Below are 19,125 nucleotides of genomic sequence, written 5' to 3' on the forward strand. Positions count from 1 at the left end.
GGCAAATCCTTACCCTAAAAGTTCCGCTTCTTCTGATTCTGCCGGCGCTGTTTGGCCTGCTGCTGCTTCTTGTTCTTCTTATTCTTCGAGCGCTGACGCTCGGCCATCCGCCGTTCGTAGCGCTTCTGGGCGCGCTCGGAATCCGTCAGACCGTCAAGTCCGCGAACCTCGGTGACGGGTTCGTCGGCGTCGTCGGCCTCGGGCATCGGATCCGCTGCAGTCTCAAGGCCCTTAGCGCCGGCCTTCTTCGAGCGCTTTTTACCTAGCGGCTGCTCGCGCTGGCCGGTGGAGACCGAGCTCGACTCGTCTTCCTCCTCCGCCGGCAAACCCTTCGCGATGCGCTTGGCGCGCAGCCGCTCCTGGCGCGCACGGTAGGCCGCCGAGCCGGGCGCTGGATTGGTGGTGATCAGCCACGTCTGCTGACCAATGTTCCAAATGTTGCCCGTCAGCCAGTACACGAGCACGCCCACCTGGAACACGGAACCGGAGAAGACATAGATAAGCGGCATACCGTACAGCATGTACTTCTGCATCTTGTAGGCCGGGTTATCCGGATCCTGCGAATCTTCCGGCAGATTCTTCGTCATGATCTGCTTCTGCGAGAAGAACAGGGTGGCCATCATCAGCGCGATCATCGTGACCGCCACCGCGATCACGTTCGTGGGTTGGACGTACTGCGAGGAAGTCGAGATCGAGGACACCAGGGGAGCGCCGAAAACAGTGGACGCACCGATCTCCTGCGCCACCGCCTGATCGATCGGGCCAATGGAGGGACGCTGGTAGGTTCCCGTCGATATCGGGAGCACCGCATAAAGGAGCCGGAAGAGGGAGAAGAAGATCGGCGCCTGGATGAGTGCCGGCATACAAGCCGAGAACGGCGAAGTCCCGTGATCCCGGTAGAGCGCCATCATCTCTTCCTGCTGACGCTGCTGGGAGACCTGATCCGTGCGGCCCTTGTACTTCTTTTGAATCTTTCGGATCTCCGGCGCGAGCTCCTGCGAGGCGCGCGACGCCTTCGTCTGCTTATTGAACAGCGGGATGATGAGGATGCGGACGATGACCGTGAGGCCCACGATCGACAGCACCCAGGCCGGACCCGAGCCGGTCGACAGACCGATCGTGGTTAACGCGGCGTGAACTCCATACATGATGTAGGAGATCACCCACATGAGAGGGAAGAGGATAGTATCCACCTATACGCTCCTAAGCGTCGTGACCACCGCAATGGCTATGTGCCTGATGATCATGTTCTTGCTCTTCGCGTAGTGCGATGAGTTCTTTGTAGCCCAACGGCTTCGTAGGCCATTTTCCCTTGTCGGGAACCCAGTCCACGCCGCCCTTCGACCACGGATTACACCGCAGCAACCGCCAGATACTCAAGAGTGTACCTTTAATCGCGCCGTGAATTTCAATTGCCGTGATGGCATAGGCCGAGCACGTGGGCTGATAGCGGCAACGCCGGGGCTGACCTGCGGAAATGTTGCGCTGATACCAGCGAATGACCGACTGCAGAGCCCGGGTTACGCCGTTAGCCACGGTTGACCCCCGCTCGCTCGAGCTGGGTTGCGACGGCGATCGCCAGCTCGTCGTAGCTCGCCTGGGCCGCAGCCGGTAGTGCGCGAACGACGACGAGCCGCGCGTCGACATCGAGGTGGTCCGCCATAATATGACGAAGACGCCGGCGTACCTTGTTGCGTACGACGGCGTTGCCCACCTTTTTACTAACAGTGAAGCCGACCCGAGGGCCGGCTTGCGATGCGCCCTTCACAACGTGAACGACGACGTATCTGTTGGCACTGCGTGACCCCGAGCGGAAGGCGAGGCGAAAATCCTCCGACCTCCGCAGTCGGTTCGCTGCAGGGAGCATTTACGCAGAGAGCTTGGCGCGACCCTTACGGCGACGTGCGGCGAGGACGGCGCGGCCGGCGCGAGTGGACATGCGCTTGCGGAAACCGTGGGTCTTGGCGCGACGACGGTTGTTCGGCTGGAAAGTGCGCTTCGTAGTCATGGGTGACCACCTAAACCTAGATCGGATAACGAAAAACGCTCCGCGGGGAGCGCGTGTGCAAAGCACACATGACTTGTCGAATTTACTGAAGAATGAGCCAAAAGGTCAAGGAACGCGCGCGGCGCGGTGATAGATATCTCAGGGCCCAACGAGCGACGCAATTTGGAATTAATCCATTAATTTACGTCATCCACATTTTTTGTTCCTCCGAAGGTCAAAACTTTCGCGCAGAATTACGCCATTCCGGCTGGCGAATTACATCCGTGTAATATCCACACATGTGCACAACGCTGTGGATAACTAATCTGACTTTCCACAATTTATCCTCTAACATAAAGAGTCCGGAAAAAATATCGATCGGAGAAATCATGGACGTCTCACCTGCACGCGACGCATGGACGGCTGCCAGCGAGCTCCTGCGCGCACAGGGTGATCTCTCCGACTCACAGGCGGCGTTCGTGCGCCTCGCCCACCCGCTGGCCACAGTCGACGACATCTTCATGATCGGCGTCGCCTCCGAGTTTGTGAAAAATTGGATCACCGAGCACGTCTCCACCATCATGGAAAACCAGCTCTCGGCCATCCTCGGCCGCTCGGTCCGACTCGTCATCTCCGTCGACCCCTCGCTCAGCGAGCAGCAGACCACGCCCAACCAGGCTCTCCCGCAGTGGCAAGCCCCCGAACGCCAGCTCCACGCCGTCGACGACGCCGCCGACGCCGCCACTCCCGGATCCTCACGGCCCTCGACGCCTAGCTATCAGCACGCACAGCCGCAGGCTCCTCGACTCGACGCCGCTCAACACGGCCCAACCACAATATCCGACCCGGCGAACTTGCACTCGCAGCCCGCCCACGCCGTCGTCGACGCCGCCGCGAGCGAACCACAAGAACATCACGCCTCTCATCCGACGTCGAGTGGGTTGGGGACCATGCTGCCGAGGATCGAAAAGAATCAGGATCAGTCGAACGCGAACCTCAATCCGCGCTACACGTTCGACAATTTCGTCATCGGCGACTCGAATCGCTTCGCCCACGCCACCGCCCTAGCCGTCGCGGAGGCGCCCGGCTCCACATACAACCCGCTCTTCCTGTACTCCGACTCCGGAATGGGTAAAACCCATCTGCTGCACGCGATCGGCAACTACTACCTCAGCCTCTTCCCCGGATCCAGGGTTTTGTATACGAGCTCGGAAGAGTTCACGAACATGTTCATCAACGCGATGATGCGCAAGGAAGGGCATAACTTCAAGAACCTCTTCCGCTCGGTGGATATCCTCCTCATCGACGACATCCAGTTTCTCTCCCACAAGGAGGGCACACTCGAGGAATTCTTCAATACGTTCAACGCGCTGGCGACGGCGAATAAGCAGATCGTTATCACCTCCGACGTCGCGCCTCGCCTGCTCGACGGTTTCGAGGAACGCATGATCTCGCGCTTCGCCTCCGGAATCGTCGCAAACATTGACCTGCCTAACCTCGAGACGCGTATCGCGATCCTGGAGAAGAAGGCCGCTTCAGAAAAGCTCATGGTCCCGCGCGACGTGCTCGAATTCATCGCCTCGCGGATCACGACGAACGTGCGCGAGATGGAGGGATCCCTTCGACGCGTGACGGCCTTCGCTGGGCTGTTCAACATGCCGGTCACGCTCGACGTCGCCGAAAGCGCTCTCAAAGACATGATGAGCGATCCGAGCTCGTTCACGGTGACCGCTGCACTCATCATGAATCAGGTGGCCACGTACTTCGGGATCACCACGGAGGATCTCAAGTCGCCGACGCGAACCCGCCTGCTCACCCAACCGCGCCACATCGCCATGTACATGTGCCGGGAGATGACTGACCTGTCGCTACCCAAGATCGCCGAGGCATTCAACCGCCGCGACCACACGACCGTCCTCAACGCTCTGCGCAAGGTTGAGAGCCTCATGGCGGAGAAGCAGGAAATCTATAACCAGGTCACCGAGCTGACCTCGCGGATCAAGCAGGCTGCCAAGGAACAGGCCCAGCTATCCGAGAATCGCTAACTATCCACAGCCCCTGCGAACAATAGGAGATTTTGACGTGACAACGTGTGGACAAGGCGGCAAAAAGTGCGAGTTTGTCGAAGTCGAAAGTGTCCCATCCACACCGACCCCGAATTAGACACAGCTTACTCTCGCGGATATCCACAATGACCAAAGCGCGCAACCGCGCGAGAAGATAGACTTGTCCACAGAATCCACAAAGGCTACTACCTCTACTACCCACTAATTCACGAAACGACACCGGTGGCCACCGACTGCGTCGAACGAATGGGCTTAGGTGGGGTCAGATCGCTAAAGTAGGAGCCAGATGACAGAAAGTAGGTTAGACGGTGAAATTTAGCGTCGATCACAAGGAATTTACTGACGCCGTGACGTGGGCGTCGCGCACGATCCCTTCGCGCCCGGTTCAGGCGATCCTCGCCGGTATTCACATCGTCGCGGAGGAGGATGGGACCGTCACGATGGGCACACGTGACGCGGATGTCTCCTCGCAAATCACCATCAACTCGGCCAACGTGATTGTCGCGGGAGAGGTACTCGTCAACGGTAAGCTACTGGCGGAGATCTCGCGTTCGTTGCCCGATGAGACGATCGAGATTGAGAAGGACGGCGGGAAGTTTGACATTACCTGCGGACGCTCACACTTCACCCTCAAGACGATGGCAACCGAGGACTACTCGGATCTTCCCCCGATGCCTCCGGTGATCGGCAAGGTGGATGGCGCCCAATGGGAGAAGGCCGTCTCCCAGGTGACGATCGCCGCCTCTAACGACGACACCCTGCCCATGCTCGTCTCCGTCTGCATCGAGATCGAGGGCGATCAGATCTCCCTCATGGCCACCGACCGCTACCGCCTGGCAATCAGGGACTTGACGTGGGCGCCGGCTCAGCCCGACTTCTCCACCCGGATCCTCGTGCGCGCCTCGCGCCTGCTCGACGTCGCCAAGGCCCTCGGCACCGTTGCCGACGTCGAGATCTCGCTACAGGACGAGGGAATGGGTGCGCTCATCGGGTTCTCGGCAGGCGACCGCCAGAACACGATTCAGCTCATCGACGGCGAATACCCCCAGGTGCGTTCGCTGTTCCCCACAGAGGTCAACGGTCACGTGGAACTCGACCGTCTGGAGATCCTCGACGCGATTAAGCGCTCGCGCCTGGTGACGGAGAAGAACGCCGCGGTGCGTCTGTCCTTCTCTGAGGGTGAGGTCGTGATGGAGGCCGGGCAGGGCGACAACGCCCAGGTCTCCGAGGTTCTGCCCGCCACCCTCGAGGGCGAAGACATCAAGATGGCATTCAACCCGATCTTCCTCCAGGAAGGTTTTGCCGTCATCAACGAACCGACCGTCCGGCTATCCTTCACCCATCCGACGAAGCCGGCCGTGGTCACGGCGCAGGATAAGGACGGCAACGTGGAAGACGACTTCCGCCTCCTCCTCATGCCGATTCGGACCTTCGGCCAGAACTAGGTGTACATCTCCGATCTGGCGCTCAACGACTTTCGGTCGTACCGCGAGGTCGTGCTCAACTTCGAGCCCGGCGTCGTGACCTTCGTGGGTGAGAACGGTCAGGGCAAGACAAACCTGGTGGAGGCGATCGGCTACCTTGCCACGTTTTCTTCGCATCGGGTGGCAGCCGACGCCGCACTCGTGCGCCAGGGTGCGAGCGCCGGGGTGATCCGCGCGAAGGTGCGGCGCGGGGAGTCGGAGACGATGCTCGAGGTTGAGATCATCACCGGCAAGGCCAACCGGGCACGGATCAACCGCGGCAACGCCCGGCCAGCCGACCTTCTCGGGATCGTGCGGACCGTCGTCTTCGCCCCGGAAGACCTCAGTCTGGTCAAGGGTGATCCGGCGGATCGGCGTCGTTTCCTGGACAACCTTATGATTCAGTTTCGCCCGCGTCTGGCGTCGGTCAAGGCAGAGTATGAACGGGTATTGCGCCAGCGCGGCGCGCTGCTCAAGGCCCTGAACAAGACGCGGCGGGCCGGAGGGATGGTTGACGAATCCTCTCTGGAGGTGTGGGACGACCAGCTCGCCCGCTACGGCGCGCAAATCATCTCGGCGCGCGCCGAGATCATATCCGGCCTGCGCCCACACGTGCTCAACTACTACGCCGATCTTTCCGGCGGTAGCGACGCGGCGCGGATCGACTACGCCGCCAACCTCGACCACCGGCGTGGCTGGGAGCTTCCCGGCCCGGCACTGCTGGCGGGAGAAGGCGGGGAGGAGCTGGCCGACGGCGTCGTCAGGCACGAAAAGGAGCTGATGGAGGCCGGAACCGTGGAGGCGGAGCTGCGCCAAACGCTACGGGACTGGCACGGGGCGGAGATCGAACGCGGGGTTAACCTGGTTGGGCCGCACCGTGACGAGCTCGAACTCTCCCTCGGCACGCTCCCGGCGAAGGGATTCGCCTCCCACGGCGAATCGTGGTCGTATGCGCTGGCGTTGCGGCTCGGATCGTGGTCGTTGCTTCGCGGGCACGAGTCCGGGGATTGGGCGGAGGACGAGGAGCCTATTCTTATCCTCGACGACGTCTTCGCCGAACTCGACTCGCGGCGGCGGCTGCGGCTCGCGCAGATTATCGACGACGCCGAGCAGGTCTTCGTCACGGCGGCCGTCGGAGATGAGCTACCGCCGCTGGGAGGGAGCCGGTTTGTCGTCACCCGCGGGAAGGTGACGCGCGATGGATAGGATCGCGCAGGCGAAAGCCGCCTCCGCAGAGAAGTATCACGACGAGCTACCGCTCGAGGCGCTTGACCGAGCTCGGCGGATGGCCGAGGCGCAAGGATGGGTGCGGGTGCGGATGGCGGCCCGCATCGAGCGAGAGACGGAACAGATCGGGGAGGACGTCGTGGTGCCGACCCCCGGGCAGGACGTCGGGTCGGGATCCCGCCCGTCCAAGCGGGACCCGAAGCCGCTTGGAATCGTGTTCGACCACATCGTCAAGAGTCGCGGGTGGACTACTCAGCTCGAGGTTGGCTCCGTCGCGGCGAGGTGGCCGCAGATCGTGGGGCCGGCTATCGCGAACAACTGCCAGGTGGAGAGCTTCGAGAACGGCGTGTTGACGCTGCGGGCGGCATCGACGTCGTGGCAGGCACAGATGCGCGCTCTATCCGCCTTCCTCGACAAGCGACTGGAGGAGGAGCTGGGCCACGGCGTCGTGAAGGAAATCGTGGTCAGCGGGCCTTTTGCGCGCTCGTGGAAGCACGGTAGGTACTCGGTTCCCGGCCGCGGGCCGCGCGACACCTACGGGTAATGCCGCGAAAAGCCGTCAATGGTGTGCTCGGCCGCGCCACGAAGTCCCATCCACGTCCGCGGTTGCGTAATTCCGGGCTCCAGGCTGCCTGCTGGCGAGATTTTAGGCCCAAAACGCGCTATAATTAGTTTCCGGTCTAATGGTGTAGATACCTACCCACAAGGGCCTCAACGCCTTCTAGGCGATTCTAGGGGCTATTTAGAGATGTAGACCACAGGTAGAGGAGTTGCCAAGCGTGAGTGAACACGAGAATCGGATCGGCACGGTCTCAGCGGACCAGTCGTACGACGCGTCGAACATCACCGTCCTTGAGGGGCTGGAAGCCGTCCGGAAGCGCCCGGGCATGTACATCGGCTCCACCGGAGAGCGCGGCCTTCACCACCTGGTCTACGAGGTAGTCGACAACTCGGTGGACGAGGCGCTCGCCGGCTACTGCGATCACATCGAAATTACCCTGCTGGAAAACGGCGGATGCCGCGTGACGGACAACGGGCGCGGAATTCCGGTGGACATTCACCCCACCGAGGGGCTGCCGGCCGTCCAGGTGGTCATGACAGTCCTGCACGCCGGTGGCAAATTCGGCAACGGCGGATACGCGGTCTCCGGCGGCCTGCACGGCGTGGGCGTCTCCGTTGTCAACGCGCTGTCCACCCGGATGGACACCGAGGTGCGCCGTGACGGCTACGTGTGGCGCATCTCTTACGAGAACGGCGTGCCCGTTGCGCCGCTGGAAAAGGGCGAACCGACCACGGAGACGGGCACCACCCAGACGTTCTGGCCCAATGGTGACATCTTCGAGACCACTCACCTCGACTTCGAGACCCTGCGTCATCGCCTCCAGCAGATGGCCTTCCTCAACAAGGGACTGCGCATCACGCTCACCGACGAGCGCCCCCAGGCCGCGCCCGAGGGCGAGGAAATCGTGGGAACGGAGGATTCGCTCGCGGCGGAGGCAAAGCACCTCGAGGTCTCCTACCGCTACGACGGCGGTCTACTCGACTACGTGCGGCACATCGTCAAGACCAAGAAGGTCGAACCCGTTCACCCCGAGCCGATCTACTTCGAGGCCGAGGATCAGGAAAAGAAGATCTCGGTGGAGGTGGCCATGCAGTGGACCACGTCCTACTCCGAGACCCTCCACACCTTCGCCAACACCATCAACACCACCGAGGGTGGCACGCACGAAGAAGGCTTCCGCACGGCGCTGACCTCGGTGATCAACAAGTATGCTCGGGACAAGGGCCTGCTCAAGGAGAAGGACCCGAACCTCTCCGGCGACGACATCCGTGAGGGCCTCGCCGTCGTTATCTCCGTCAAGCTCGGCGAACCGCAGTTTGAGGGGCAGACGAAGACGAAGCTGGGCAACACCGAGGCACGTACCTTCGTTCAGCAACAGACCTACGCCCACATCTCCGACTGGCTCGACATGAATCCGTCGGAGGCCAAGGAGGTCATCCGCAAGGCGACCCAGGCCTACCAGGCGCGCCTCGCCGCGCGCAAGGCCCGCGAGGCCACGCGGCGCAAGTCCGTGCTCGAATCGGCCTCGATGCCCGGCAAACTCAAGGACTGCACCTCCCGCAACCCCGAAGAGTGCGAAATCTTCATCGTGGAGGGCGACTCGGCTGGCGGTTCCGCCGTCAACGGCCGAGATCCGCGCCACCAGGCGATCATGCCAATCCGCGGCAAGATCCTCAACGTGGAAAAGGCACGCCTCGACAGGGCGCTCAGCTCAGACACGATTCAGAACCTCATCACCGCCTTCGGCACCGGCGTGGGAGAAGAGTTCGACATCAACAAGCTGCGCTACCACAAGATCGTCTTTATGGCCGACGCCGACGTCGACGGCCAGCACATCGCAACCCTGTTGCTCACGCTCGTCTACCGTTACATGCGTCCGCTCATCGAGGACGGATACATCTACCTCGCCATGCCGCCGCTGTACCGGATCAAGTGGACGAACGCCACGCACCAGTACGTCTTCTCCGACGCCGAACGCGACGCGGTGCTCAAAGAGGGGCTGGCCGAGGGCAAGAAACTACCCAAGGCGGAGGGCCAGGGCATCCAGCGATACAAGGGTCTGGGCGAGATGAACGACTCGGAGCTGTGGGACACCACGATGAACCCGGAAACCCGAACGCTCAAGCGCGTCAACATCGGGGAGGCCGCCGCGACGGATGAGGCCTTCTCCATCCTCATGGGTGAAGACGTGGGATCGCGCCGCAGCTTCATCCAGCGCAATGCCCGTGACGTGCGATTCCTCGACATCTAAGGATAGAACGTGAGTGAGAATACTGTGAGCTTTGGACACGGCAACATCAAGGATGTCGACCTCCAGCGCGAGATGGAGTCCTCCTACCTCGACTACGCCATGTCAGTTATTGTCGGGCGCGCGCTGCCCGACGTCCGGGATGGCATGAAGCCCGTCCACCGCCGCGTCATCTACGCGATGTGGGACGGCGGCTACCGCCCCGACTCGGCCTTTTCCAAGTCGGTCAAGATCGTCGGCGACGTCATGGGCCACTACCACCCGCACGGCGACGCCGCCATCTACGACACCATGGTTCGCATGGTTCAGCCGTGGAACCTTCGCTACCCGCTCGTGGCTGGCCAGGGCAACTTCGGTACGGCCGGCGACCTGGGGGCGGCCGCGCCGAGGTACACCGAGGCGCGGATGGCACCACTGGCGGTCGAGATGGTCCGAGATATCAACGAAGACACCGTCGACTTCCAACCTAACTTCGACGGCTCCGTCCAGGAGCCCGTGGTCCTCACCTCGCGCATCCCGAACCTCCTCATCAACGGATCGGAGGGCATCGCCGTCGGCATGGCCACGTCGATCCCGCCGCACAACCTGCGCGAAGTCGCCGCGGGAGCCCAGTGGTACCTCGAGCACCCGGACGCGACGCGCGACGAGCTGCTCGCCAACCTCATGATGCGCATCTCGGGTCCGGACTTCCCCACGGGAGCGACGATCCTCGGCACCAAGGGCATTGAGGACATGTACCGCACCGGCCGCGGCACCATCACCCAGCGCGCCAAGGTCGAGATCGACGAGGTCAACGGGCGCACGTCGCTTGTCATCTCCGACCTGCCATACCAGGTTAACCCCGACCGCCTGCTCGACCGCATGGTCGAAGGAGTCAAGGACGGGCGCCTGTCCGGCATCGCCGACATCCGCGACGAGTCCTCGGGCCGCGCCGGCCAGCGCATCGTCGTCGTGCTCAAGCGCGACGCCGTGGCGAAGGTGGTGCTGAATAACCTCTACAAGCACACCCAGTTGCAAAACAACTTCTCGGCCAACATGCTCGCGCTGGTCGACGGCGTGCCGCGCACCCTCTCCCTTGACGGCTTCATCCACTACTGGGTACAGCACCAGGTGGAGGTCATCAACCGTCGCACCGCCTACCGCCTGCGAAAGGCCGAAGAGCGCCTCATGATCCTGGAGGGTCTGGTCAAGGCCCTCGACATGCTCGACGAGGTCATCGCCCTCATCCGGCGTTCTCCCACGGTGGACGAGGCGCGGACCGGGCTCATGGATTTGCTCGGCATCAACGAGATCCAGGCTGACCACATCCTCGCCATGCAGCTGCGCCGCCTGGCCGCCCTCGAACGGCAAAAGATCATCGAGGAACGCGACGAGAAGCTCGCCCTATGCGAGGAATACCGCGACATCCTCGCCAAGCCCGCCCGCCAGCGGGCGATCATCTCCGAGGAGCTCAACGAGGTGGTGGAGCGCTACGGCGACGACCGTCGTACCACCATCCTTCCCTTCGACGGCGAGATGACGGTCGAGGACCTCATCCCCGAAGATGAGATCGTGGTGACCGTGACCCGCTCGGGCTTCATCAAGCGCACCAAGGTCTCCGAGTACCGCGCCCAGCGCCGCGGCGGCAAGGGAGTCAAGGGTACGACGCTGCGCAGCGACGACGTCGTGGAACACATGGGCATCGCCTCCACCCACGACTGGCACCTGTTCTTCACGAACCTGGGTCGGGTCTACCGCGTCAAGGGATACGAGATCCCCGAGGGTTCCCGGGAGTCGAAGGGGCAGCACGTGGCCAACGTGCTTGCACTGCAACCGGGCGAACAAATCGCATCCGCCTTTACCCTGCGCTCCTACGACCAGGCCGACTACCTCGTGCTCGCAACCGAGGACGGCATGGTGAAGAAGACCAAGCTCGCCGACTACGACTCGGCCCGGACCGGCGGCCTCATTGCCATCAACCTGCGCGAACACGTGGACGGATCCACCGACCAGGTTGTTTCCGCCCGCCTGATCAACAGCGGCGACGAGCTCATCCTTGTCTCCCGCAAGGGACAGTCGCTGCGCTTCACCGCCGACGACGAATCGCTACGGCCCATGGGGCGCGCGACGAGTGGCGTCCGCGGCATGAAGTTCCGCGACGGGGACTCGCTGCTGGCCATGGAGGTGGTGAGGGAAGACTCCGAGGTCTTCGTCATCACCGACGGCGGCTTCGCCAAGCGCACCAACGCCGACCAGTACCGGCCACAGAATCGCGGAGGCCTCGGCATCCGGGTGGCCAAGCTCGCCGAAAACCGCGGCGACCTCGTGGGCGCGCTCATCACCAAGCCCGGCGACGAGGTCGTGGTCATCATGGAGGGCGGCAAGGTCGTGCGGTCCTTCGTGGACGAGGTCAACCTCACCGGCCGCAACACCCAGGGCGTGCGCTTCGTCCGCCCTGACGAAGGCGACCGCGTCATTGCCATGGCGCCCGTTTTCGAATCCGAGAACAGCGATAGTGCCGACAGCGCGGATTCCGTAGCCTCGGGTGAATCGGTAGGCTCGGCCGACGGCGTCGTGGAGACGACGGACGAAACCGAGGCGACGGCGGAAACCGAGGCGACGGCGGAAACCGAGGCGACGGCGTCGTCGGGCGAAAACAATCCACCCCAAGAAGGGTGAGCGGTCGCCCAAAAAGCGGTAGCGTCATACCAGTAGGAACATCAACGACGGAGATCTCTCATGACCGAGACCACGCAGACCCCAGATAGCGTCGAGCAGCCCAAGGCGGAGGAGAAGGTGGACGTGGGCATCAGCCGCGTCCGCATGACCATCTCGCGCATCGACCCACTGTCCGCGCTCAAGCTTTCCTTCCTTGTGTCGGTGGGTGTGGGCATCATGATCGTCATCGCCGCCATCCTCTTGTGGTTCACGCTTGACGCCATGCACGTGTGGGCACGCATCAACGAACTGCTCGTGACCCTCAACTCCGAGCCGCTGCTCGAGCTAGGCCAGTTCATGCAGTTCGGGCGCGTCGTGTCCTTCGCCGTCGTCGTGGGCGTTATTGAGGTGGTGCTCATGACCCTGTTCGGCACCGTGATGGCGCTCCTGTACAACGTGGTCGCCATGCTCGTAGGCGGGCTCGGCATCACCGTAACGGACGAGTAGCGGGCGCGGGTCGGCCCAGCCAGATCGAAGGTGGCCAGCAGCGCTCACGGCGTGAAGTAGCGCCCGAGGGGGCGTAAATGTGACGTCGAGCGCTCAGGCGATATCCGGTTTGGAGAAGTGCGGAGGAATGAGTTAACCTTATTCGGCATCCTTCAGGAGAGGGGCGTATAGCTCAGTCGGTTAGAGCGCCACACTGATAATGTGGAGGTCCGTGGTTCGAGTCCACGTACGCCCACTCGTTAATTGAGGAAGGTCACGATGAAGAGGTTCGCTCTGGTGTGTTTGGCTGGCCTGGGAGGTTACATCGTCTTCCTCCAGGTTCAAAAGAACATGCAGCGCCAGGCGACGTGGCGACAGGTGACTGACCCGGTTAGCTTCTAAGGGGCCTTGGCGCAATTGGTAGCGCACCTGCTTTGCAAGCAGGGGGTTACGGGTTCGAGTCCCGTAGGCTCCACCAACTGCCTGCTGGTGTCGATATAATTTCGCGCCAGCAGGTCTTGTTTGTTGATGGTCGTAGCTGCTCCTTTGAAAGACAAAGCACATAAATGGTGAACGACTCTGACCAATTCTACCAAGCACGGCCTAAAGCTCGGGCAACGCAACATCTCGCTAGTTTGAAACAAGCGCCCGCAGGTAGACTTGGATAAACGTAACCCCGGCGATTCAGCCGAGGCTGGTGATCGTTCCGGGGTCTTCGGTACCTATTTTACTGCAGGAGGCGGATGTGTCAATGGCAGGTAGAGCTTGGGATGGTAGTCACGTGGTGCATCTGCTTTCTGAAGAGCGCATGGCTACCTATATCACCGCTGCCGATGGTGACCTTGATAACGCATTCGAACTGTATGCCTGGAACATTCAGCTTGCCACGGCATTGCAGGGTGCCACCGCGATGGTGGAAGTGGTGGCTCGTAACGCTATCGACCATGCGCTTACCGCGTGGCATCAAGGGAAGCATCCTGGTGGGGATTGGTTTAACCTGCCGGTGTTTGATGAGCGAACTCGGAACGATATTGCTGCGGCTCGGGCTCGGGTGCCCTGAAAAGCGACCTGAGCAACGTCGTCACGAAACTCAAGAACCCTTGTTTTGGCTTGTTATCAAACGAAAAAGCCCATCCACACCACCGCCGCCACGCACACCGCTTTGTATCATCTTCGGAAACTAGGTAACCACGGCGATAGCCGAACGGTAAGACAGCCGTTCGGTTTTCTTACTCGTGAGGCTCAGGAAGTTGTGCGCAAGTTTACTGCGCAAACCTGCGAGCACCACTGGATTCCGCTAAAGGTCGACGAGGAGCCCAGCATTAACCTCTTTTCCGGACATCGAGTTGGATACCCGGTGGATACCAATGGAAGCGGCGTCTCGGTAATTGAAGGCGCCGACGAACTAACGACGAGTAATACCAGTTTCAAGATGCTCTTGTGCCCGCGAATGAATAAGATAATGACGAACATTTGGCCGGGCCTGGTCCTCTAGCCACCGCTACCTGGTCGGATTCGCATAGTTCAGACCCGTCATATCCATTCTAATAGTCATAACTTGGCCTGGAGCGAAGCCCGGATTATCCCGCCTAAGTACGCCGGTGACCGGGGTGGCCTACAGAAGTCGTGAATATACCGGCTGGTAGGTAGCAACAGTACCGGGCATGCCTGGAGTACATATGGGCGAGTGATTTGTCCGTGTCTCCCCGGATCGGGCCTAACCATAGGTTTAGTGCCCTATACATGGAGGTTTAATCATGTTAAACTGGAGCGTGTGAAGCGAAAAGACCTGATTCGAGAGCTGCGCGATATCGCCAGAAAGCAGGGCACGAACTTCACCGTGGCTGAAGGAGGAAGACACACCGAGATCAAGATTGGTACCAAAGTGCTCATCGTCCCTCGCCACCGCGAGATTAACGAACTGACAGCTCAAGGGATTATTGAGGAGGCATCAAGATGACTACGCCATACATCCATATCGATTTCCAATCGGGGTGGTGGATCGCGACTATCAAACTCGATAGTAATACCCTCCACACCCAGGGCCGCAATTTAGCTGAGCTTTACCAGATGATCGATGATGCGCTTGAGATCGCCAGGGAGGATCCGGATCTTCCGACCCCAGGTGATGCCCGGATGATGACATTTGCGCCTCGGATTCATAACTTCACTATTGAAACGACTCAGGCTCGTCACGAAGCTGATCGCGCCCAACAGCGGGCGCAACAGGTTCAGCGCGACGCCGTGAAGGAAATGCGCCGTGAAGGGATGAAGACAGCGGATATCGGAACGCTCTTGGGGATAACGAAAGGTCGTGTCTCCCAACTTGCGAACAGCTGACTGATTCGGATGACGGAAAATGTGGGGGGCGGGGTGCGCATCGCACCCCGCCCCCCACACAGGTCACGGCCAAAGCTCAATCAGCGGCCTCGCTATCCCTGCAGCCAACAGGCCTGGCCCTCAGCCGACAGGCCTGGCCCTTCCGCAGGAGCTAGTCCTCCTTGAGGATCCCGGCCGCCTCGGCGGCCTCCTCCTCGCGAGTCTTCTCGACCTTCTCCTTCAGCTCTTCTTCCTTGAGCTCGGCCTCGGAGACGTCCTCCGTGATGACCTCATGCTCGGCAGCCTGCTCCTCCACCTTCTCCTTGGCGGTGGTGGCGTCCGCTGCCGCGCCGGCCGCCGTAGCCGAATCCTCGGGCTCATCGGATGGCACCGAGACGTCCTCCCAGTAGGCCTCGGCCCACGGATCCTGGACCGGCCGAGAGCGCGCCCACGCAACGTAGGCGGCGGCAGCGCCCGCGCCGGCTACCGCGAGGAAACCGATCCACTTGCGCAGGCCGCGCTTCTTCTTCTCCGGCTTGGCCAGCTCCTTCTTAGACGCGGCGACGACGGCGTTCGCGCGGCTCGTCAAATCACCGGAGTTAGACCGGGCCTCGTCGAGGGCCGCCTGCGCGGCGCGCTTGGCGCGGGGAAGATAATCCTCGCGCACGAGCGCCGAGGTCTCCTCATACCGAGCGGTGGCGTCGGCGACGTAGGGACGAGCCTTCTCGGCGGCGTCGTGGGCGACGTCGTTAGCCTTGTCGTAGGCCTCCTTGACGTACGGGCGTGCCTTCTCGGCGGCGTCCTTCACAAGGGGCGCGGCCTTCTCATAGGCGTCGGCGGCCAGCGGCTCGGCCCAGTTCACCGCGGCCCGAACGGAATCCTTCACCAACGAACCGATCTGGTTGCCGACCTCCGCTGCACGTTCGGCCAGCGGCTCGACCTGATCGGCCACCTTATCTTTCGTGCTCTTCTTCTTGAACAAAGACATGTTTACCTCCACTGCTGGACGGCGTTGTGCCGCGCGTTACCATTATCTTTCCACGTAGTTGGCTATTTCGCAGGACGCTAGCCGAATTATCTCGGCAAATGCCCCCTCTTTTCATTGAGAGAGTAAATTTCGCCCATAGCGGTGTGCTGAAACGAATGCGTGGAGAAAGCCCGTCCGGCCCGGGCGGGTGTGGGAGGATTAGCCATATGGAAGCAACACTGCATACAAACTACGGAGACATCAAGATCGACCTCTACCCGGAGCACGCTCCCGAAACGGTCGCCAACTTCACCGAGCTCGCCACGGGCAAGCGCGAGTGGATCAACCCGCGTACGGGGCAGACCACCACGGATCCGCTGTACGACGGCGTCATTTTCCACCGCGTCATCGCCGGCTTCATGATCCAGGGCGGCGATCCGCTCGGGACCGGCACCGGCGGCCCGGGCTACCGCTTCGACGACGAGATCGCCCCCGAACTAAACTTCACCGAGCCCTACGTGCTCGCCATGGCGAACGCCGGCAAGCAGGGCGGCCGCGGCACGAACGGTTCGCAGTTCTTCATCACCGTCGCTCCGACCACCTGGCTGCAGGGCAAGCACACGATCTTCGGCAAGGTTAACGACGCCGACTCCCAGGCTGTCGTCGACGCGATTGCCGGCGTCGAGACCGGCCCGATGGATCGCCCGCTTCAGGACGTGGTCATCAACTCGGTGACGGTCGTCGACTAGCTTATGGACGACGCCGAACGGTTCGACGGAGTGTCGGGCGAGGAGGAAAGAGCTCCCGGTTTCCGGAGGCGGATGTTCGTCCGGCGTCGTTATCATGCCCCGGTGACTGCGGCGCTGATCGTCCTGTGCGCCGTCATGGCGCTTGCGGAGCGTCTGCAGCCCCAGGTGGGGGTGGAATTCATGTTCTACCCTCCCCTGGCGCAGGCGCAACCCTACCGCTTCATCACCTCAGCGTTCCTCCACAGCGGCTTTTGGCACCTCGTGTTGAACATGTATGCGCTGTGGTTGCTGGGGCGTGCGCTTGAGCCGGCGCTCGGCTGGGCGAGATACCTGGCGTTGTACTTCCTGTCCGCCATCGCGGGTAATGCCGCGGTATACGCGGTTGCCAACCTGACTGGCGGGTGGAATGTCGGCGCGGTGGGCGCCTCCGGCGCGATTTTCGGGCTGTTTGGCGCGCTGATGATCATGTATCGCAAGGTGAATGCGAACATGTCGGGGATCCTCGTCATCCTCGGAATCAATCTTGTGTATGGCTTTGTGATGCCGGGGATTTCGTGGGAGTCACACGTCGGCGGGTTACTCGTGGGCGCGTTCCTGATGTGGCTATGGCTTTCGATCCGCGAGGGCGGGCAAGGCCTGCGCACCCGAGCGTTCCTCGATATCGCCTCCGGGTTGGCGGTGCTTGCGCTGACCGGGCTCATCCTGTGGATCTAGCGGCGCGGATCTAGCCGCGCGAAGGGCAGGACGTTGCCATGCCGGTCCCGCTAATCATCGATAGCTATCCCCAGGTGTGGTTTACCCTGTGGAAAATTACACCCATGTAATTCGAGTTGTCCCCAGCTGTGGCTTGGTCTGTGGAGAATTACATCCGTGTCATTTAGGCGGGCGTGTAGCTAACTGGTGAATCTGAGAGATTTCGTCGTGAAAACAGGGCTTTTTAGGCCCAGATTCACGAGTTAGCCCCGCCCAACAGCCGCACCGCGGGACTGGTGTGACGCGTGAGAATATTGTGACTGATGTGACGGGGATTTTGGGTGGCCGCGCGGTCAGGAAGCGTTACTTCCATCCCATCGTCATGAGGAAGCCCACCAGCATGAATCCGATGCCCACGAAGATGTTGATGTTGCCGTTGGATAGGCCCGGGATCGGGAAGCGTCCGCCGGTGATGTAGGCGACGACGATGATAATGAGACCGAGGACGGCGAGGCCGACCATGACGGGAACCCACCACCGGGGAGACTGCGCGGGAGCGGCATTCTTACGGTTCTCCTGCGCGTGCTGCTGGGCAATCCTGCGCTCAACGACCTTCTTGCGCTTCTTCGATTCGGGCATCGCTTATCCTTCTGTGCGGAACTTACCCCCAAATCCTATATGGATAAAAGGAGAAACGGGAATCATCCACAGGGCAAGTCTTCATCACGCGGAGATGCGGTGACGATGACATACACTATGGAGTGCAAAAGGAGTCAACTCGAGGAGATGATGATGAAGGCGGAGCACGCGCGGCGCAAACCCTCCCTGTTCGGCCGAATCCTCGGTGTCATTGGGGAACTGATGATCACTGCTGGCCTCGTCATCGGGCTGTTCATTGTGTGGCAGATCTGGTGGACGGACATTGAGGCGAACAAGCAGCAGGAAGCTGCCATCGTCACGCTCCGCGAGGAGTATGGCACGGTTCCGGATGACGGGGTCGCGCAACCCCAGCCCGGCCCGCCCCCGGAGTGGGCGGGGCCAACTGGCGAGGGCGAAACGATCGGCATCATGCGTATCCCGGCATTCGGCCTCGACTACGCCTACACGATCCAGAACGGAACCGACCTGGCCACGGTCCTCGATAAGGGTTCCTTCGGACGTTACACGGACACGACCTACCCGGGTCAGGTGGGCAACTTCGCGACGGCGGCCCACAGGCAAACCTACGGCGCCCCGATGCTCAACGTACCGGACCTCAACGAGGGCGACGCGATTGTGGTGGAGACGGCGGAGGCCTTCTACGTGTACAAGATTATCGCGGACGAGATCGTCAAACCGACGGACGTGTGGACGGTCGCCCCCGACCCGTTCATGGCGTTTGACTCACTGACCAACGGCACCCCGGTGTCGGAGGCCACGCGCCGACTGCTAACGATCACCACCTGCCACCCGCCCTTTGTGTCCAACGAGCGATGGGTGGTCCACGCTGAGTTCGACTACTGGACGAAGCGTGCAGATGGGCTCCCGAAGGAGCTTGTGGATACTAACGCGGAAGGAACGAACTGATGTACGCAGCGATTTGGCGCATGCTTCCGGGCCCGACCTGGCTGAAGGTCATTGAGGCCCTAGCCCTCATCTTCGGCGTGGTATACCTGCTGTTCGAATACGTCTACCCGTGGGTGATGGAGAACACACACCTGGTCGACAACACGGTCGGCTAA

General features: G+C 61.5%; 21 protein-coding genes and 2 tRNA genes. 17 read left to right on the forward strand and 6 right to left on the reverse strand.

The genetic code is table 11. The annotated features are described in order from the left end of the window. Positions 1-14 precede the first annotated feature (14 nt). The 4 genes from yidC to rpmH are packed head-to-tail and all read right to left on the reverse strand — an operon-like array spanning position 15 to position 2,008. Positions 15-1,193 carry a membrane protein insertase YidC gene (yidC, locus tag J2S45_RS00250; RefSeq protein ID WP_307634137.1) on the reverse strand — a complete coding sequence of 393 codons (1,179 nt, stop codon included), beginning with the start codon at positions 1,191-1,193 and terminating at the stop codon, positions 15-17. A gap of 10 nt (positions 1,194-1,203) precedes the next feature. Next, on the reverse strand, positions 1,204-1,536 hold the full coding sequence (gene yidD / locus J2S45_RS00255; protein ID WP_270973660.1) for a membrane protein insertion efficiency factor YidD: 333 nt from the start codon (positions 1,534-1,536) through the stop codon (positions 1,204-1,206). Next, positions 1,529-1,867 (reverse strand): ribonuclease P protein component, encoded by a 339-nt coding sequence (gene rnpA, locus J2S45_RS00260; protein ID WP_270973659.1) that lies wholly within the window; start codon positions 1,865-1,867, stop codon positions 1,529-1,531. Before rnpA ends, yidD begins: the two co-directional genes overlap by 8 nt. After that, complete coding sequence (gene rpmH / locus J2S45_RS00265; protein ID WP_024963111.1) at positions 1,868-2,008, reverse strand: 50S ribosomal protein L34; 141 nt, start codon at positions 2,006-2,008, stop codon at positions 1,868-1,870. Between the two features lie 368 nt (positions 2,009-2,376). Here rpmH and dnaA point away from each other — a divergent pair, with 368 nt between their 5' ends. From dnaA to J2S45_RS00330, 13 genes are all read left to right on the forward strand, one after another. Further along, positions 2,377-4,032, forward strand: a complete 1,656-nt coding sequence (gene dnaA, locus J2S45_RS00270; RefSeq protein ID WP_296931414.1) for a chromosomal replication initiator protein DnaA — start codon at positions 2,377-2,379, stop codon at positions 4,030-4,032. A gap of 329 nt (positions 4,033-4,361) precedes the next feature. Continuing rightward, positions 4,362-5,498, forward strand: a complete 1,137-nt coding sequence (gene dnaN / locus J2S45_RS00275; RefSeq protein ID WP_307634138.1) for a DNA polymerase III subunit beta — start codon at positions 4,362-4,364, stop codon at positions 5,496-5,498. Continuing rightward, complete coding sequence (gene recF / locus J2S45_RS00280; RefSeq protein WP_307634139.1) at positions 5,499-6,722, forward strand: DNA replication/repair protein RecF; 1,224 nt, start codon at positions 5,499-5,501, stop codon at positions 6,720-6,722. Continuing rightward, positions 6,715-7,287 carry a DUF721 domain-containing protein gene (locus J2S45_RS00285; protein ID WP_307634140.1) on the forward strand — a complete coding sequence of 191 codons (573 nt, stop codon included), beginning with the start codon at positions 6,715-6,717 and terminating at the stop codon, positions 7,285-7,287. The genes recF and J2S45_RS00285 overlap by 8 nt, the downstream gene beginning before the upstream one ends. A gap of 235 nt (positions 7,288-7,522) precedes the next feature. Then, positions 7,523-9,556 (forward strand): DNA topoisomerase (ATP-hydrolyzing) subunit B, encoded by a 2,034-nt coding sequence (gene gyrB / locus J2S45_RS00290; protein WP_307634141.1) that lies wholly within the window; start codon positions 7,523-7,525, stop codon positions 9,554-9,556. A gap of 9 nt (positions 9,557-9,565) precedes the next feature. Beyond that, the gene (gene gyrA, locus J2S45_RS00295; protein WP_307634142.1) at positions 9,566-12,211 is read left to right on the forward strand and encodes a DNA gyrase subunit A; all 2,646 of its coding nucleotides are present in this window, start codon (positions 9,566-9,568) and stop codon (positions 12,209-12,211) included. Positions 12,212-12,271: 60 nt separating this feature from the next. Then, positions 12,272-12,697 carry a DUF3566 domain-containing protein gene (locus tag J2S45_RS00300; RefSeq protein ID WP_270973648.1) on the forward strand — a complete coding sequence of 142 codons (426 nt, stop codon included), beginning with the start codon at positions 12,272-12,274 and terminating at the stop codon, positions 12,695-12,697. A 161-nt stretch (positions 12,698-12,858) separates the two neighbouring features. Further along, positions 12,859-12,932, forward strand: a tRNA-Ile gene (locus J2S45_RS00305). Positions 12,933-12,955: 23 nt separating this feature from the next. Then, positions 12,956-13,078: a DLW-39 family protein gene (locus tag J2S45_RS00310; RefSeq protein ID WP_270973647.1), complete on the forward strand. Its 123-nt coding sequence runs from the start codon at positions 12,956-12,958 to the stop codon at positions 13,076-13,078. After that, a tRNA-Ala gene (locus J2S45_RS00315) sits at positions 13,079-13,154 on the forward strand. Positions 13,155-13,457: 303 nt separating this feature from the next. Further along, positions 13,458-13,736 (forward strand): hypothetical protein, encoded by a 279-nt coding sequence (locus tag J2S45_RS00320; protein ID WP_307634143.1) that lies wholly within the window; start codon positions 13,458-13,460, stop codon positions 13,734-13,736. 714 nt (positions 13,737-14,450) lie between these two features. Beyond that, the gene (locus tag J2S45_RS00325; RefSeq protein WP_307634144.1) at positions 14,451-14,636 is read left to right on the forward strand and encodes a hypothetical protein; all 186 of its coding nucleotides are present in this window, start codon (positions 14,451-14,453) and stop codon (positions 14,634-14,636) included. Further along, a complete protein-coding gene (locus J2S45_RS00330; protein ID WP_307634145.1) occupies positions 14,633-15,016 on the forward strand; it encodes a hypothetical protein in 384 nt (127 codons plus the stop codon). Before J2S45_RS00325 ends, J2S45_RS00330 begins: the two co-directional genes overlap by 4 nt. 151 nt (positions 15,017-15,167) lie before the next feature. On the opposite strand, the gene J2S45_RS00335 is transcribed toward J2S45_RS00330, so the two are convergent. Further along, positions 15,168-15,983, reverse strand: coding sequence for a hypothetical protein (locus J2S45_RS00335; RefSeq protein ID WP_307634146.1), 816 nt, complete (start codon positions 15,981-15,983; stop codon positions 15,168-15,170). A 206-nt stretch (positions 15,984-16,189) separates the two neighbouring features. On the opposite strand from J2S45_RS00335, the gene J2S45_RS00340 reads away from it, so the two are divergent. Continuing rightward, positions 16,190-16,711 carry a peptidylprolyl isomerase gene (locus J2S45_RS00340; RefSeq protein ID WP_270973643.1) on the forward strand — a complete coding sequence of 174 codons (522 nt, stop codon included), beginning with the start codon at positions 16,190-16,192 and terminating at the stop codon, positions 16,709-16,711. 102 nt (positions 16,712-16,813) lie between these two features. After that, complete coding sequence (locus J2S45_RS00345) at positions 16,814-17,425, forward strand: rhomboid family intramembrane serine protease (RefSeq protein WP_307634147.1); 612 nt, start codon at positions 16,814-16,816, stop codon at positions 17,423-17,425. Between the two features lie 342 nt (positions 17,426-17,767). On the opposite strand, the gene J2S45_RS00350 is transcribed toward J2S45_RS00345, so the two are convergent. After that, the gene (locus tag J2S45_RS00350) at positions 17,768-18,043 is read right to left on the reverse strand and encodes a cell division protein CrgA (protein ID WP_270973641.1); all 276 of its coding nucleotides are present in this window, start codon (positions 18,041-18,043) and stop codon (positions 17,768-17,770) included. A gap of 147 nt (positions 18,044-18,190) precedes the next feature. Here J2S45_RS00350 and J2S45_RS00355 point away from each other — a divergent pair, with 147 nt between their 5' ends. Continuing rightward, complete coding sequence (locus J2S45_RS00355) at positions 18,191-18,970, forward strand: class E sortase (RefSeq protein ID WP_296931876.1); 780 nt, start codon at positions 18,191-18,193, stop codon at positions 18,968-18,970. Further along, the gene (locus J2S45_RS00360) at positions 18,970-19,125 is read left to right on the forward strand and encodes a hypothetical protein (protein WP_270973639.1); all 156 of its coding nucleotides are present in this window, start codon (positions 18,970-18,972) and stop codon (positions 19,123-19,125) included. The genes J2S45_RS00355 and J2S45_RS00360 overlap by 1 nt, the downstream gene beginning before the upstream one ends.

It is taken from the genome of Trueperella abortisuis (assembly GCF_030811095.1).
Lineage (GTDB): Bacteria > Actinomycetota > Actinomycetes > Actinomycetales > Actinomycetaceae > Trueperella > Trueperella abortisuis.